We start from the raw sequence: 15,125 nt of genomic DNA, 5'->3' as shown, positions 1-15,125 counted from the left end.
GGGTACGGCCCGGGCGTACGTCGGCAAGCCGGCGGGGCGTACGCAGGGTGCAGGCATTCCGGACCGCTTTCCGGATCGCTTTTCGGAACAAGGCGCCCAGGGGGGAGGATGGACCCATGCAGCCACGCAACATGTCCATGAGTGGAGTCGTCGACCTCGCAGCGGTGAAGTCGGCCGGGGAAGCGAAGCAGAAGGCCGAACAGGCACGCGCCGAGGCGGCCCGCACGGGCGCGCCCGCGGGCGGGGCCCAGCTGGTGTTCGACGTCGACGAGGCGGGGTTCCAGCAGGACGTCCTCCAGCGCTCCACCGAGGTTCCGGTCGTCATCGACTTCTGGGCCGAGTGGTGCGAGCCGTGCAAGCAGCTGGGTCCGCTGCTGGAGCGCCTCGCCACCGAGTACGCCGGCAAGTTCGTGCTGGCCAAGATCGACGTCGACGCCAACCAGATGCTCTTCCAGCAGTTCGGGGTGCAGGGCATCCCGGCCGTCTTCGCGGTGGTCGCCGGCCAGCCCATCCCGCTGTTCCAGGGCGCGGCCCCGGAGGCGCAGATCCGCCAGGTGCTCGACCAGCTGGTCCAGGCCGCCGAGCAGCAGTTCGGCATCGTGGGCGCCCCGGTGGACGCCTCGGCCGCGGACGAGCAGCCGGCCGAGCAGCCCAAGCCGGCCGGCCCCTACGACGCGCTGCTGGAGGCGGCGGGTACGGCGCTGGACGCCGGTGATCTGGGCGGCGCGATCCAGGCGTACAAGAACGTCCTGTCCGACGACCCGGCCAACCCGGAGGCGAAGCTGGGTCTGGCACAGGCCGAGCTGCTGCGCCGGGTGCAGGACCTGGACCCGCAGGCGGTGCGCAAGGAAGCCGCCGACGCCCCGGCCGATGTGGCGGCGCAGATCCGCGCCGCCGATCTCGACCTGGTCGGCGGGCATGTCGAGGACGCCTTCGGGCGGCTGGTCGACACGGTCCGGCGGACCGCGGGCGAGGACCGGGAGGCCGCGCGGGTGCGGCTGCTGGAGCTTTTCGAGGTGATCGGCGCGGAGGACCCGAGGGTCACCGCGGCGCGTACGGCACTGGCCCGCGTACTGTTCTGACACCTCTTCGAGGGCTACGGGTTATTCCGCCCCGTACGACCTCCACACACCTCCCACGAGGTGTCTCGGCAAACGGAATGGCGCCTACGCTTTACCAAATCTTGGTAATCGTAGGCGCTGTTACTTGGAGTAAGCCAGGCCACCGGCTTCGCGGTGATGTGCCCGCAAATGCCCGATGTCCCGTCACGGTCAGTACGACGGTGTGTGGCCGTTCGGTATCAGCGGGTCGCGGCTAGTTTATCGGTCCGTTACCCGCAAGTAACGAGCCCCTTGTGCGGCGGCTCCGAATGCACGACGATCGGCCACGCTCGGTCCCTTCCCGCAGCCCGGCATCCGGTTGGCGCCGCGGGGTACTTGGGTCCCCACCGAGTGGTCGGCGACGGTGAGCGCCGGCCGTGGACAGGGGGGTCTCTGCCCCACCCGGCAGGGCCTGTCCAGTGCGGTTGCGCGTGAGCGTGGCCAGTGGTTGTCGCTCGGGGGTGATCGCCGGTAATCGGAACGCGAAGCGCCTCCGAGGACAGGCGCTCTCCTTCCCGAGGACGTAGCACTTCTCCCATCCCAGGTGCGGCTGCTCTCAACTGAGAGGGCGGGTACCGGAGATGTACGTCCGAGAAGGAGGAAAGTCATGGAGTCCCTGGCTCGTGGCGGGACCAGATGGAAGCGGTTCGCCGTCGTCATGGTGCCGAGCGTTGCCGCGACGGCCGCGATAGGTGTCGCCCTCTCGCAGGGTGCGCTCGCGGCGTCGTTCAGCGTTTCCGGCCAGCAGTTCAAGGTCGCTACCGACCGCCTGGACGGCACCGGGTTCGTTCAGTACGGAGCCGTTGACACGCAGAAGGGCGGCAAGAACGTCCCGGTTGCGGTCTCGGGGTTCTCGAACGCCAAGATCCACAACCTGTGCCAGTCCGTCGTGGTGCCGGTTCCGGTCTTCGGCGATGTCTCGATGAAGCTCCAGGCCGGTGGCGGCAGCACGCCGGTGGAGGCCAAGAACCTCTACATCGACCTGGATCAGCTCAGCGCGGACGCGACCTTCAACAACATCAACATCGGTGTTGCTGCGGGCTCGACGTCCAAGGGCCCGGGCATGCACAAGGGCGACAAGGCCGACCCCGGCTCGTTCGCCCAGGAAGCCGACTCGGCCACGCTGACCCACGTCAAGCAGCGCGCCTGGGCCACCACGGCCGGCACGTTCAAGCTCAGCGGCCTCAAGATGAGCGTCAGCCAGGGCAAGAACGAGTGCTACTGACGCACTGAGCGTGCGGGCGCGGGGCGAGCTGTGCGGCGGTATTTCGCCGTGCCCCGTGCCCGTATGCCCCGTGCGCAGAGCGGCACTCCAGCTCAGTACCACCGATTTGCCAGTCCCGAGGAGCTGTACATCATGAGCGCCGACACGCGACCCCGGCTGATCGAGTCCATCGGCCAGAAGCGCCGTTCGTTCGGGGAGTGGCGCGGCCGCCGCCCGTTCTGGGGCGGCATGCTGACGCTGCTCGCCGGCGTCCCGATCATGTACTTCCCCTACGCGCACCTCTCGCTCGGCGGGATGACCCTCAGCATGGCCACCACCGCCGGCGCCGGCTCGCTGATCATCGGCGTACTGCTCGTCGTGCTCGGTCTGACCATGTGGTTCCAGCCCGTTTCGCGGGTGTTCGCGGGTGTGGCGGCGATCCTGCTCTCCCTCGTCTCCTTCGTCGTCTCGAACTTCGGCGGCTTCGTGGTCGGTCTGCTCCTGGGGCTGATCGGCGGTGCGCTGGCGGTCGCCTGGGCGCCGGGCAAGCCGCTTGCGGAGGGTGATGACGGCGAGCAGGACCGCAAGGTGATCGCCGGGCCGGTGGTCGCCACCAATCCCGCGCCGGCTACCGGTGGCGGGTCCGGGTTGGGCTTCGGACTGGGCGACCTGTCAGGAACGAGCCCGAACGACGGATTGAACGGGAGGCACCGTGCCGGGTGATGAGCTGCACGAGAACGCAGCCGCCGGGCAGAGAACCGGGCCGCGGCACGCTGCGCCGAGGAAGCCGCTGCTGACTCGGCTCCACATGCCCGCGGGCAAGGCAATCGCCATCGCCGCCATGCCGTCCGCCGTGCTCATGGGCATGGGGCTCACGCCCCAGATGGCGATTGCCAAGACTGCGCCCAAGAGCCCGTTCAAGGACGGCCCGTGCGTCACCGCCCCGGACAAGGCGGGCGGGGACACCAAGGCCAAGCAGGACACGAAGGACCAGCCGAAGAAGGACGCCACCCAGCCGTCCGCGAAGCCGTCCGCCAAGCCCTCGCCGTCGCCCTCGGCCGGCAAGGACGCGGGCAGCACGCCCGCACCCGCGCCGTCCGCGTCCCAGAAGACCGATGAGCCCTCCGGCTCCGCGACCCCGTCGCCGTCGGCCTCCTCGGACACGAAGGACGACGGCGGTCTGCTCGGCGGCATCGGCGATGCGCTCGGCGGTCTCTTCGGCGGGAAGTCGTCCGACGACTCCTCCAGCAGTCAGCCGTCGTCGTCGCCGAGCCCGTCGGCGGCCAAGACGGCCTCGCCGAGCCCTTCGCCGTCCGCGTCCAAGGACACCTCGTCCGCGGACACCTCGTCCTCGTCCAAGGACTCCGGATCCGGGACCAACCAGCTCTCGGAGACGGTCAACGGCCTCAAGGACGGCGCCACCAGAGCCGTCCAGGACCCGTCGAAGGCGGCCAACGACACCGTCCACGGTGCCGTCGGCACGGCGGACAACGCCCTGCCCGGCGGCGGGCTCGACGGCAAGGACGCCAGCGGCAAGCAGTCCTACCCCTGCGTCGTCGAGAACAAGCAGAAGGGCAAGGACGAGCAGACGCCCGTCACCCTGCCCGACGAGCCCTGGCACCTGGAGTCCAGCGGGCTCACCCTGCGCGGTCTGAACTACGAGGGTGTCGTCAACGTCACCACGCAGAACGGCCACACCAAGCAGGTGCTGAAGTTCACCGCCGACAGCATCGACATCGGCGACCTGCACCAGATCGTGGACGACAAGGCGACCGGCAAGAAGTACCACGTCCAGTCGACGCCCGGGTCCACCTCCACGATCCGCGGCGGCAAGGTGACGATGTACACCGAGCGGCTCCAGGGCAATCTGTTCGGGCTGATCCCGATCGTCTTCGATCCGGAGCACCCGCCGCCGCTCAATGTCTCGTACGCCTATTTCACCAAGGTGAAGCTCGACCAGGCGGGCCAGTTCGGCGGCAATCTCCACGTCCCCGGTATGAACGTGTCCATCAAGGACTCGTGACCATCAGGGACTGAAACCCCCGAGCCCCTCCGGGAGCCGCACAAGGAAGGCCCCGTTCCTCCGAGGAGGAACGGGGCCTTCCGCATGCCGGGGGGAGCCTCAGGCGCGGCCGCCGCCCAGGTGGTGCACCCGCACCATGTTGGTGGTGCCGGGAACGCCGGGGGGCGAACCGGCGGTGATCAGCATGGTGTCGCCCTCGCTGTAGCGCTGGAGCTTGAGCAGCTCGGCGTCCACCAGGTCGACCATCGCGTCGGTGTTGTCCACGTACGGCACGACGAAGGGGTCCACGCCCCAGCTGAGCGCCAGCTGGTTACGGGTGGCGACCTCCGTGGTGAAGGCCAGGATCGGCTGCGCGGCCCGGTAGCGGGACAGCCGGCGGGCGGTGTCGCCGGACTGGGTGAAGGCCACCAGCGCCTTGCCGTTGAGGAAGTCGGCCATCTCGCAGGCCGCACGGGCCACCGCGCCGCCCTGGGTACGCGGCTTCTTGCCCGGCACCAGCGGCTGGAGGCCCTTGGACAGCAGCTCCTCCTCGGCCGCCTCGACGATCTTCGACATCGTCTTGACGGTCTCGATCGGGTACTGGCCCACCGACGACTCCGCGGAGAGCATGACCGCGTCCGCGCCGTCGAGGATGGCGTTGGCGACGTCGGACGCCTCGGCGCGGGTCGGCCGGGAGTTGGTGATCATCGACTCCATCATCTGGGTCGCCACGATCACCGGCTTGGCATTGCGCCGGCACATCTCCACCAGGCGCTTCTGCACCATCGGGACCTTCTCCAGCGGATACTCCACCGCCAGGTCACCACGCGCCACCATGACCGCGTCGAAGGCCATCACGACGTCCTGCATGTTGGCCACCGCCTGCGGCTTCTCCACCTTGGCGATGACCGGGACGCGGCGGCCGACCTCGTCCATGACGCGGTGCACGTCCTGGACGTCCTTCGCATCGCGGACGAAGGACAGCGCGACCATGTCGCAGCCCATGCGCAGCGCGAACTTGAGGTCCTCGATGTCCTTCTCGGACAGCGCGGGGACGTTCACCGCGGCGCCCGGCAGGTTGATGCCCTTGTGGTCGGAGATGACCCCGCCCTCGATGACGATGGTGCGCACCCGCGGGCCGTCGACCTCGACGACCTGGAGGGCGACGTTGCCGTCGTTGATCAGGACCGGGTCGCCCTTGGAGACATCGCCGGGCAGGCCTTTGTAGGTCGTGCCGCAGATGGTCTTGTCGCCGGGCACGTCCTCGGTGGTGATGACGAACTCGTCACCGCGTACCAGCTCCACCGGGCCCTCGGCGAAGGTCTCCAGACGGATCTTGGGGCCCTGGAGGTCGGCCAGCACGCCGATGGCGCGGCCGGTCTCCTCCTGAGCCTTGCGGAGGCGGTGGTACCGCTCCTCGTGCTCCGAGTGGGTCCCGTGGCTCATATTGAAACGGGCCACATTCATACCGGCCTCGATCAGCGTCTTCAGCTGCTCGAAGGAGTCGACGGCGGGGCCCAGGGTGCAGACGATTTTGGAACGGCGCATGGCTTGGATCCTATCGGTTTGTTTCTGAGCGGAATATTCCGGTAGGTGGAAACACCAACGTCTAGGCGTTGACCAGGGCGTATGTCTGCTGGGCGATCTCCAGTTCCTCGTCGGTGGGGACGACGGCGACCGCGACCCGGGCGTAGTCGGGCGAGATCAGCCGGGGCTCGCCGGACCGCAGCGCGTTCAGCGAGGCGTCCACCGCCATGCCCATCTCCTCCAGGCCGGCGATGGCGGCCTCGCGCACCGGGGCGGCGTTCTCGCCGACGCCCGCGGTGAAGGCCACCGCGTCGACCCGGCCGAGCACCGCGCTGTAGGCGCCGATGTACTTCTTCAGCCGGTGGATGTAGATGTCGAAGGCCAGCTGCGCGCGCTCGTCGCCCTCGTCGATCCGGCGGCGGATCTCGCGCATGTCGTTGTCGCCGCACAGCCCGATCAGCCCGCTCTTCTTGTTGAGCAGGGTGTCGACCTCGTCCTCGTCCATCCCCGCCACCCGCTTGAGGTGGAAGGTGACGGCCGGGTCGATGTCGCCGGAGCGGGTGCCCATGACCAGGCCCTCCAGCGGCGTCAGGCCCATGGAGGTGTCCACGCAGCGGCCGCCGCGGACGGCCGACGCGGAGGCGCCGTTGCCCAGGTGCAGCACGATCACATTGACCTCCTCCGGCGCCTTGCCCAGCAGCTCGGCCGTCTTGCGGGACACATAGGCGTGCGAGGTGCCGTGGAAGCCGTAGCGGCGGATGCGGTGGGCGTCGGCGGTGGCCACGTCGATGGCGTAGCGGGCCGCGTACTCCGGCATCGTGGTGTGGAAGGCGGTGTCGAAGACCGCGACCTGCGGCAGGTCCGGGCGCAGCGCCTGGGCGGTCCGGATGCCGGTGATGTTGGCCGGGTTGTGCAGCGGGGCGACCGGTATCAGCCGCTCGATCTCCTTGAGGACCGCGTCGTCGATGACGGTCGGCTCGGTGAACTTCAGCCCGCCGTGCACCACCCGGTGCCCGATCGCCGCCAGCTCGGGCGAGTCCAGCCCCAGCCCGTCGGCGGCCAGCTCCTTCGCGACGGCCTTGAGAGCGGCCGTGTGGTCGGCTATCGGGCCCTCGGTCTCGCGCCGCTCGCCGCCGGTGGCCAGCGGGGTGTGCGCCAGGCGCGAGGTCTCCTCCCCGATCCGCTCCACCAGGCCGACGGCGAGACGTGCGCCGTCGGTCATGTCGAGCAGCTGGTACTTCACCGACGAGGAGCCGGAGTTGAGGACGAGGACACGGGTGGCAGTGGCAGACATGTACGGCTTTCCGGTGAGAGGTGACGAGTTCAGGCGGTCTGTCCGGCGCCGGGCTGCGCGCCCTGCGCCTGGATGGCCGTGATGGCGACGGTGGTCACGATGTCCTGCACCAGCGCACCGCGCGAGAGGTCGTTGACGGGCTTGCGCAGACCTTGGAGGACGGGGCCGACGGCGACCGCTCCGGCCGAGCGCTGGACGGCCTTGTAGGTGTTGTTGCCGGTGTTGAGGTCCGGGAAGATCAGCACGGTGGCCTTGCCGGCGACGTCGGAGCCGGGCAGCTTGGTCTCGGCGACCGCGGCGTCCACCGCCGCGTCGTACTGGATCGGCCCCTCGACCAGCAGATCCGGGCGCCGCTCACGGACGATCTCGGTGGCCTTGCGGACCTTGTCGACATCGGCGCCGGAGCCGGAGGTGCCGGTGGAGTACGACAGCATCGCGATCCGCGGCTCGACGCCGAACTGCGCCGCGGTGGTCGCCGACTGGATGGCGATGTCCGCCAGCTGCTCGGCGTCCGGGTCCGGGTTGACCGCGCAGTCGCCGTAGACCAGGACCCGGTCGGCCAGGCACATGAAGAAGACCGACGACACGATCTGCGCGCCCGGCTTCGTCTTGATGATCTCGAAGGCGGGGCGGATGGTGGCGGCGGTGGAGTGCACGGCACCGGACACCATGCCGTCGGCCAGCCCCTCCTGCACCATCAGCGTCCCGAAGTACGAGACGTCCGCGACCACGTCGTGGGCCAGCTCGAAGGAGACGCCCTTGTGGGCGCGCAGCTGCGCATACAGCTCGGCGAACCGCTCGCGCAGCTCGGAGGTCTGCGGGTCGATGATCTGGGCGCCGGCCAGGTCGATGGCCAGATCGGCGGCGCGCTTGCGGATCGCCTCCTCCTCGCCCAGGAGGGTCAGATCGCAGACATCGCGGCGCAGCAGCACATCGGCGGCGCGCAGCACCCGCTCCTCGCCGCCCTCGGGCAGCACGACCCGGCGGCGGCCGGAGCGGGAGCGTTCGATCAGCTCGTGCTCGAACATCATCGGGGTGACCCGGCCGGAACGGGCGACGGAGATACGGTTCGTCAGCTCGGCGGTGTCCACATGCCGCTCGAACAGGCCCAGCGCGGTCTCCGCCTTGCGCGGCGAGGCGGCGTTGAGCTTGCCCTCGATGGCGAACAGCTCGCCGGCGGTCGGGAAGGACCCGCCCGGTACGGACACGACCGGGGTGCCCGGGGCGAGCCGTTCGGCCAGCGCCATGATGTCGGGGCCGGGCCGCTCGTCGAGGGTGAGCACCACACCGGCGATCGGCGGGGCGCCGGCGCTGTGCGCGGCCAGCGAGCCGATGACCAGGTCGGCCCGGTCCCCGGGGGTGATCACCAGGCAGCCGGGGGTCAGCGCCTTGAGGAACGTCGGCAGCATGGCGCCGCCGAAGACGAAGTCCCGGGCGTCGCGGGCGAGCCCGGAGTCGTCGCCGAGCAGCACCTCGGCGCCCAGGGTGTGCACGATCTGGCGGACGGTCGGCGCCGAGAGCGAACCGTCCTCGGGCAGCGCGTAACAGGGCACGGGCAGCCGGGCGGCGAGCCGCTCGACGACGGCGGTGCGCAGTTCGGGGGCCACCCGGTTGGCGACCATGGCGACGACGTCGCAGCCCAGCGAGTGGTAGGCGCGGTAGGCGTTGCGGACCTCGGCCCGTACGGACTCCGCGTCCTGGCCCTGGCCGCCGACCACCGGCAGCACCGCGGCGCCGAATTCATTGGCGAGACGGGCGTTGAGCGCCAGCTCGGCCGGGAGGTTGGTGTCGGCGAAGTCCGAGCCGAGGACCAGGACGTACTCGTATTCCTTCGCCACCGCGTGGAAGCGGTTGACCAGCCGGGAGACCAGCTCGTCGTCGCCGCGCTCGGCCTGGAGCGTGGCGGCCTCGGTGTAACCGATGCCGTATACGGTGTCGGGGGACTGCGAGAGCCGGTAGCGCGACCGCAGCAGATCGAAGAGCCGGTCGGGTCCGTCGTCGTGGACCAGCGGGCGGAAGACGCCCACCCGGTCGACATGGCGGGTCAGCAGTTCCATGACCCCCAGCTCGATGACCTGGCGGCCGTCGCCGCGGTCGATCCCGGTCACGTACACGCTGCGCGTCACGCGTGCTCTCCGTCCGTCGCATTGTTCGAGCCATTGTGTGGCTCACAAGGTCAAATTACCCGTTATGGTGGGCTTGCCCCTCTTGACAATACCTGCGCAGAGGGATAGGTCGCTCTCCTAGTGTCCCCGAGGGGGCCGGTACCCAGGACGGCAGGGTGGGACGCGGGGTGAGCACGGGCACGGTGCGACCGTGAAACAATCGGACCGGCTCACAAGAACCCACCGCGAGCACAGGAGACACAGCACGATGCGTATCGGAGTCCTCACCGCAGGCGGCGACTGCCCCGGACTGAATGCTGTGATCCGGTCTGTTGTCCACCGGGCCCTGACCGGCCACGGCGATGAGGTCATCGGTTTCGAGGACGGCTTCGCCGGACTGCTCGACGGCCGCTTCCGCAAGCTCGACCTGGAGGCGGTCAGCGGCATCCTCGCCCGCGGCGGCACCATCCTCGGCTCCTCCCGGCTCGAACGCGCCCGGCTGCGCGAGGCCTGCGAGGACGCCAAGGACCACTCCAAGGACTACGGCATCGACGTCCTGATCCCCATCGGCGGCGAGGGCACCCTCACCGCCGCCCGGATGCTCTCGGACGCCGGGCTGCCCGTCGTCGGTGTCCCCAAGACCATCGACAACGACATCTCCTCCACCGACCGCACCTTCGGCTTCGACACCGCCGTGGGCGTGGCGACCGAGGCGATCGACCGCCTCAAGACCACCGCGGAATCGCATCAGCGGGTCATGGTCGTGGAGGTCATGGGCCGGCACGCGGGCTGGATCGCGCTGGAGTCCGGGATGGCCGGCGGCGCCCACGGCATCTGCCTGCCGGAGCGGGAGTTCGACGTCAGCGATCTGGTCGAGATGGTCGAGGAGCGCTTCGCCCGCGGCAAGAAGTTCGCCGTGATCTGCGTCGCCGAGGGCGCCCACCCGGCCCCCGGCACCATGGACTACAAGAAGGGTGCCATCGACCAGTACGGCCACGAGCGGTTCTCCGGCATCGGCACCGCCCTCGCCCATGAGCTGGAGCGGCGGCTGGGCAAGGAGGCCCGCCCGGTCATCCTCGGCCATGTGCAGCGCGGCGGCCCCCCCACCGCCTACGACCGCGTCCTGGCCACCCGCTTCGGCTGGCACGCCGTCGAGGCCGCCCACCGCGGGGACTTCGGCAAGATGACCGCCCTGCGCGGTACGGACATCACGATGGTGCCGCTCGCGGAGGCCGTCACCGAGCTCAAGACCGTCCCCGCGAACCGTATGGACGAGGCCGAGTCGGTCTTCTGACCGCCCGTCAATACCATCCGTCAACAGCCGGGAGGCGGCGCGCCGTTGGGCGCGCCGCCTCCCGTTCTTCTACGGGCCCGCTACTGCGCGCCGATGGCCTGGAGCATGTTCAGCCGGGCGGCGCGGCGGGCCGGCCACAGCGCGGCCAGAACGCCCACGACCAGCGCGATCAGCAGGAACAGGCCGAGCCGGCCCCAGGGCAGGACCATCGCGTACGTCGGGAAGGACGAGCCGACCAGGCTGCCGCCCGCCCAGGCCAGGAAGACGCCCAGGCCCATCCCGAGCACCGCGCCGAACAGCGAGATGACCACCGACTCCAGCCGGACCATCTGCTTGATGCCGCTGCGCGCCAGCCCGATGGCGCGCAGCATGCCGATCTCCCGGGTCCGCTCGAACACCGACATCGCCAGGGTGTTGACCACGCCGACCACCGCGATGACGACGGCCATGCCCAGCAGCCCGTAGACCATGTTCACCACGGTGTCGATCTGCCCCGCGGCCTCCTTGCGCAGATCGTCACGGCTCTGGATCTTCAGCAGCGGGCTGTCGCCCAGGGCGTGCCGGATCTCCCCGGCCACTGCCTCGGATCCGCCGCCGGCGGCCTTGACCAGCAGCGTCTCGTCCTTGGCACGTTCCGCGTGCGGGGCGACCAGGGACATATCGGCGAAGGCATCGCCCAGCGTCTCGTTGTCCGCGTAGACCGCGGCTATCTTCAGCTTCGCCTTCTTCTTGTCGGTGAACTCGGCAGGTATCACCTCACCGGCATGCCAGCCGCGCTGCTTGGCCCAGGTCTGCGAGACGGCGATGCTGTCGCCCCGGACGGCGTCCAACGAGCCGTGGGTGAAGGTGAGTTGGGCGACCTTGCCGAGCTGCGGGACATCGGTGCCGCGCAGATACCCGAAGCCGCCGCCGCTGCCGATGCCCGTCCCGCGGAACGGGACCGCCGCCTCGACGCCCGGTATCTTCGCCACCTTCTTGGACAGTTCGGGGTCCAGTCCGGTGAAGGTCGAGGTCTCGATCTTGTAGTCGGCGGTGAGGCCGTTGGCCGCCATCTTGTCCATGGCCACCTGTGCGGAGTGCCCCACGACCGTCATTCCGGTGATCATGGTGAGGCCGATCATCAGCGCGGAGGCGGTGGCGGCCGTACGGCGCGGATTGCGCAGCGCGTTCTCCTTGGCCAGCTTGCCGCCGATGCCGAACAGCCGGGTGGTGACCAGCCCCGCCAGCGAGACCACCGGCCGGGACAGCAGCGGCGCCAGAATGATCACGCCGGTCAGCGTCAGCATCGAGCCCGCCATGGCGATCGGCAGATCGTCGCCGGACTTCAGGGTCGAGACATACAGCATGACGGCCACACCGGCGCCGGTGACCACCGCGCCGATCGCGTTGCGCACCACCAGACTCCGCGGTGCGGGCGGCGCCTCAACGCTGCTCAGCGCCTCCACCGGGGCGATCCTGGCGGCCTTGCGGGACGGCAGCCAGGCGGCCAGGACGGTCACCACCACCCCCACGGCCAGCGCGGCCAGCACCGTGGACGGGCTGATGACGACCGGTCCGTCCGGGAAGCCCGCGCCGTTGGCGTCCAGCACCGCGCGCAGCCCCACCGCGATGCCCGCGCCCAGCGCGAACCCGATGACCGAGGAGATCAGGCCCAGCAGCGCCGCCTCGGCCAGCACCGAGCGGACGACCTGCCGGCGCGCGGCGCCCACCGCGCGCAGCAGCGCGATCTCGCGGCTGCGCTGCGATATCAGCATCGTGAAGGCGTTGGCGATGATGAACACCCCGACGAACAGGGCGATCCCGGCGAAGGTCAGCAGGGTCTTGCTCAGCGCGCTGTTCTGCTGGGCGATCATCTTGGCCTGCTCGGCGGCCAGTTCACTGCCGCTGGTCGCCAGGGCGCGGCCCTTGGGCAGCAGCTCGCGGACCTTGGCGGTCAGCGCCTGCTGGTCGGTGCCGGGGGTGGCACTCACCACCAGCTCGTCGAACTGCCCCGGGTGCAGATACAGCCGCTGCGCGGTGGCGGTGTCGAACAGCGCCAGACTGCCGCCCGCGGTGACCTGCGGATCGTCCGTCGCCACCGTCCCGACCAGCTTCTTCGTCAGCACCGGCCCATCCGTGGCGAACCGCACGGTGTCCCCGATGCGGTACCCGGCGGCCTTGGCCGTGCTCTCGGCCAGTGCCATCTCCTTGCCGTTGGCCGGGCCGCGCCCCGCCGCCAGCGGATAGCGGCTGTCCTTGCCGTCCTTGCCCGGCTGGTAGTTGACGGCGCGGTTCTGCCAGCCGTTGCCGACGGGTTGGCCGTTCGTGCCCGCGAGGGTCGCCTTGCCGGTGACATCGGACCGTACGGAGGCCACGCCGGGCAGCGCCCGGATCCGGTCCGCCAGCCGGTCGTCGAGGGCGGTGGCTCGCTTGCCGTCCTTGTCCGCCTTGCCGGCGTCGGGTGCTTCGGGGTCGTCGTTGGTCGCCTGGACGGAGACGGCGACATCCTTGAGGTTCTTGGCGGAGGCGTTCTTGACCGCCTCGCCGACGGTGTCGCTGAAGATCAGGGTGCCGGCGACGAAGGCGACGCCGAGCAGGACCGCGAGCGCGGTCATCATCAAACGGGCTTTGTGCGCAAGGACGTTGCGCAAGGCGGTTCGCAGCATGGTGGTGTGTCAGTCCTGAGGTGAAGGAGCCCTGAGGTGAGGGGCCCGGGTGCGGGGAGGCCGGGTGCAGCCGGTGCGTGGGGCGGCCTTGCGCCGCCTCAGCTCGTACGGCCCTTGGCGTCGAACAGCCGCATCCGGTCCAGGACGGCGTCGGCGGTGGGCTCGTAGAGCTCCTCGACTATCCGGCCGTCGGCGAGGAAGACCACCCGGTCCGCGAAGCTCGCGGCGACCGGGTCATGGGTGACCATCACCACCGTCTGCTGCATGGCCTGTACCGACTCGCGCAGAAAGCCCAGCACCTCGGCGCCGGAGCGGGAGTCGAGATTGCCGGTCGGCTCGTCCGCGAAGATGATCTCCGGCTGGGCGGCCAGCGCCCGGGCCACCGCCACCCGCTGCTGCTGACCGCCCGACAGCTGCGCCGGCCGGTGCGCCAGCCGCTCGGACAGGCCCACCGTCTCGATGACGCGGCTGACCCACTCGCGGTCCGGCTTACGGCCCGCGATGTCCATCGGCAGGGTGATGTTCTCCAGCGCGGTCAGGGTGGGCAGCAGGTTGAACGCCTGGAAGATGAAGCCGATCTTGTCCCGGCGCAGCCGGGTCAGCTGCCGCTCGCTGAGCGAGGCGAGCTCGACGTCTCCGATCCGGGCGGAACCGGCGGAGATGCCGTCCAGCCCCGCCATGCAGTGCATCAGCGTGGACTTGCCCGAGCCGGACGGGCCCATGATCGCGGTGAAGCGGGCCCGGCCGAACTCGACGGAGACCGAGTCCAGCGCGACCACGCGGGTCTCGCCCTCGCCGTAGACCTTGGTCAGATCCGTGGCGCGGGCGGCGACGGCCGCGGCGGCGCGGTCGGGGGTAGCGGACGAACCGGAAAATCCGGGGTAGGCGGCGGCCGCATGGGACACGGGGACTCCTGAAGACTATGCGGGACGGGGGACGGTCGAATCTCGATGTCCCTATTCTCGAATCCGCAGGTCAGCCCGGTCGTCAACCCGAGGGACCGAATGCCGCACCGGCCTGGAGTGCCACACCGCACCCCCACGTCATACCGTGGGTGGACCCGTCTCCGACCTCCGGCCGACGGACCGGGTCAGGGTCCGCGGACCCCCGCCGACCGCCCCGGGACCCCGACCGCCCCGGAACCCCCGACCGCCCCGGAACCCCTGGCAGCTTCAGGCCCCCTGCCGGTCGACCCGCTCCCAGAAGGCGTCCAGGATCCCGTCGAGGAAGGCCCGCCCGGCCTTGCCGGACTCGTCCGCGCCGCCCCCGCCGCCCCAGTTCAGCGTCCCGGTCATGCCCGCCTGATAGTCCTCGTGCAGCTCTTGCAGCACGTCCTGGACGCGCTCCTTGGGCAGCGCCGCGAGCTTGCCGATCGGCCGCACATACGCCTGCCACCGCGTGGTGACCGCACTGGTCAGCATGTCGGTCAGGGCGCCGTCCTGCCCGGTGAACCGCACCAGCGCGGGCGCCGGCAGCCGCAGTGCCTCGCCCAGCGCCGCCGCCTGCCGGTCGTTCCCGGTCCACTTCCCGCCGTTCTCCAGCTGCTCGTAGGCCCGCCGGTTCATCCCGAGGCGCAGCGCCAGATCCTCCACCGCGATCCCGAGCGCCAGCCGGTATTCGCGCAGGGTGCGCGGTGCGCTCAGCAGCTCGCCGGGCGCGCACCACAGCGCGCCCGCCAGCGCGGTCAGTTCCTCGGCCGTGGGCGTGGTCTCGCCCAGCTCCCATGACGCCACCGCGGCGGGCGCGATCCGCAGCCCGTAGGCGGCCGCCATGCCGTACGCGACATGGGCGGGCGTCATACCGAGGGCCTCGCGCAGCCGGCGGGCGGCCTCGGCGTTGAAAGGGGGCCTGCGGGCGTCCCCGACGTGCGTGTTCACCGGGCCACGGTAGGTGAGCAGGGGCTTTCGCACCTATTGGGCAGATGAACAAGGTGTTAACTCGTAGATTCATACGG

General features: G+C 70.2%; 11 protein-coding genes. 5 read left to right on the top strand and 6 right to left on the bottom strand.

Annotated features, from left to right (window positions below; genetic code table 11):
• Positions 1-116 precede the first annotated feature (116 nt).
• The 4 genes from SNA_RS32175 (at position 117) to SNA_RS32160 (ending at position 4,327) form a co-directional block, all read left to right on the top strand.
• Positions 117-1,082, top strand: a complete 966-nt coding sequence (locus SNA_RS32175) for a tetratricopeptide repeat protein (RefSeq protein ID WP_044367953.1) — start codon at positions 117-119, stop codon at positions 1,080-1,082.
• Positions 1,083-1,707: 625 nt separating this feature from the next.
• Complete coding sequence (locus SNA_RS32170; RefSeq protein ID WP_030068068.1) at positions 1,708-2,325, top strand: DUF6230 family protein; 618 nt, start codon at positions 1,708-1,710, stop codon at positions 2,323-2,325.
• A gap of 132 nt (positions 2,326-2,457) precedes the next feature.
• Complete coding sequence (locus tag SNA_RS32165; protein ID WP_030068067.1) at positions 2,458-3,027, top strand: DUF6114 domain-containing protein; 570 nt, start codon at positions 2,458-2,460, stop codon at positions 3,025-3,027.
• 85 nt (positions 3,028-3,112) lie between these two features.
• On the top strand, positions 3,113-4,327 hold the full coding sequence (locus SNA_RS32160) for a hypothetical protein (RefSeq protein ID WP_030068066.1): 1,215 nt from the start codon (positions 3,113-3,115) through the stop codon (positions 4,325-4,327).
• Positions 4,328-4,426: 99 nt separating this feature from the next.
• Here the strand turns inward: SNA_RS32160 and pyk are convergent, their stop codons facing one another.
• From pyk to pta, 3 genes are all read right to left on the bottom strand, one after another.
• A complete protein-coding gene (gene pyk, locus SNA_RS32155) occupies positions 4,427-5,854 on the bottom strand; it encodes a pyruvate kinase (protein WP_030068065.1) in 1,428 nt (475 codons plus the stop codon).
• A 61-nt stretch (positions 5,855-5,915) separates the two neighbouring features.
• Positions 5,916-7,127 carry an acetate kinase gene (locus SNA_RS32150; protein ID WP_044367952.1) on the bottom strand — a complete coding sequence of 404 codons (1,212 nt, stop codon included), beginning with the start codon at positions 7,125-7,127 and terminating at the stop codon, positions 5,916-5,918.
• 29 nt (positions 7,128-7,156) lie between these two features.
• Positions 7,157-9,253, bottom strand: coding sequence for a phosphate acetyltransferase (gene pta, locus SNA_RS32145; protein ID WP_030068062.1), 2,097 nt, complete (start codon positions 9,251-9,253; stop codon positions 7,157-7,159).
• 247 nt (positions 9,254-9,500) lie between these two features.
• On the opposite strand from pta, the gene SNA_RS32140 reads away from it, so the two are divergent.
• Positions 9,501-10,526: an ATP-dependent 6-phosphofructokinase gene (locus SNA_RS32140; RefSeq protein ID WP_044367951.1), complete on the top strand. Its 1,026-nt coding sequence runs from the start codon at positions 9,501-9,503 to the stop codon at positions 10,524-10,526.
• An 80-nt stretch (positions 10,527-10,606) separates the two neighbouring features.
• Here the strand turns inward: SNA_RS32140 and SNA_RS32135 are convergent, their stop codons facing one another.
• The 3 genes from SNA_RS32135 to SNA_RS32125 form a co-directional block, all read right to left on the bottom strand.
• Entirely contained in the window at positions 10,607-13,171 is a 2,565-nt protein-coding gene (locus SNA_RS32135) for an ABC transporter permease (RefSeq protein WP_044367950.1), read from the bottom strand.
• A 98-nt stretch (positions 13,172-13,269) separates the two neighbouring features.
• On the bottom strand, positions 13,270-14,076 hold the full coding sequence (locus tag SNA_RS32130; RefSeq protein ID WP_044367949.1) for an ABC transporter ATP-binding protein: 807 nt from the start codon (positions 14,074-14,076) through the stop codon (positions 13,270-13,272).
• A 267-nt stretch (positions 14,077-14,343) separates the two neighbouring features.
• Positions 14,344-14,970, bottom strand: a complete 627-nt coding sequence (locus tag SNA_RS32125; protein WP_107070891.1) for a helix-turn-helix domain-containing protein — start codon at positions 14,968-14,970, stop codon at positions 14,344-14,346.
• Positions 14,971-15,125: the final 155 nt, after the last annotated feature.

Origin of the sequence: Streptomyces natalensis ATCC 27448 (assembly GCF_000935125.1) — a bacterium.
Taxonomy (GTDB): Bacteria; Actinomycetota; Actinomycetes; order Streptomycetales; family Streptomycetaceae; genus Streptomyces; species Streptomyces natalensis.
This window is presented reverse-complemented; position numbering and strand designations above follow the sequence as displayed.

Coding starts and splice junctions, on each gene's coding strand:
- SNA_RS32175 (WP_044367953.1), top strand. CDS start 117: ATGCAGCCACGCAACATGTCCATGAGTGGAGTCGTCGACCTCGCAGCG.
- SNA_RS32170 (WP_030068068.1), top strand. CDS start 1,708: ATGGAGTCCCTGGCTCGTGGCGGGACCAGATGGAAGCGGTTCGCCGTC.
- SNA_RS32165 (WP_030068067.1), top strand. CDS start 2,458: ATGAGCGCCGACACGCGACCCCGGCTGATCGAGTCCATCGGCCAGAAG.
- SNA_RS32160 (WP_030068066.1), top strand. CDS start 3,113: ATGCCCGCGGGCAAGGCAATCGCCATCGCCGCCATGCCGTCCGCCGTG.
- pyk (WP_030068065.1), bottom strand. CDS start 5,854: ATGCGCCGTTCCAAAATCGTCTGCACCCTGGGCCCCGCCGTCGACTCC.
- SNA_RS32150 (WP_044367952.1), bottom strand. CDS start 7,127: ATGTCTGCCACTGCCACCCGTGTCCTCGTCCTCAACTCCGGCTCCTCG.
- SNA_RS32140 (WP_044367951.1), top strand. CDS start 9,501: ATGCGTATCGGAGTCCTCACCGCAGGCGGCGACTGCCCCGGACTGAAT.
- SNA_RS32135 (WP_044367950.1), bottom strand. CDS start 13,171: ATGCTGCGAACCGCCTTGCGCAACGTCCTTGCGCACAAAGCCCGTTTG.
- SNA_RS32125 (WP_107070891.1), bottom strand. CDS start 14,970: ATGACGCCCGCCCATGTCGCGTACGGCATGGCGGCCGCCTACGGGCTG.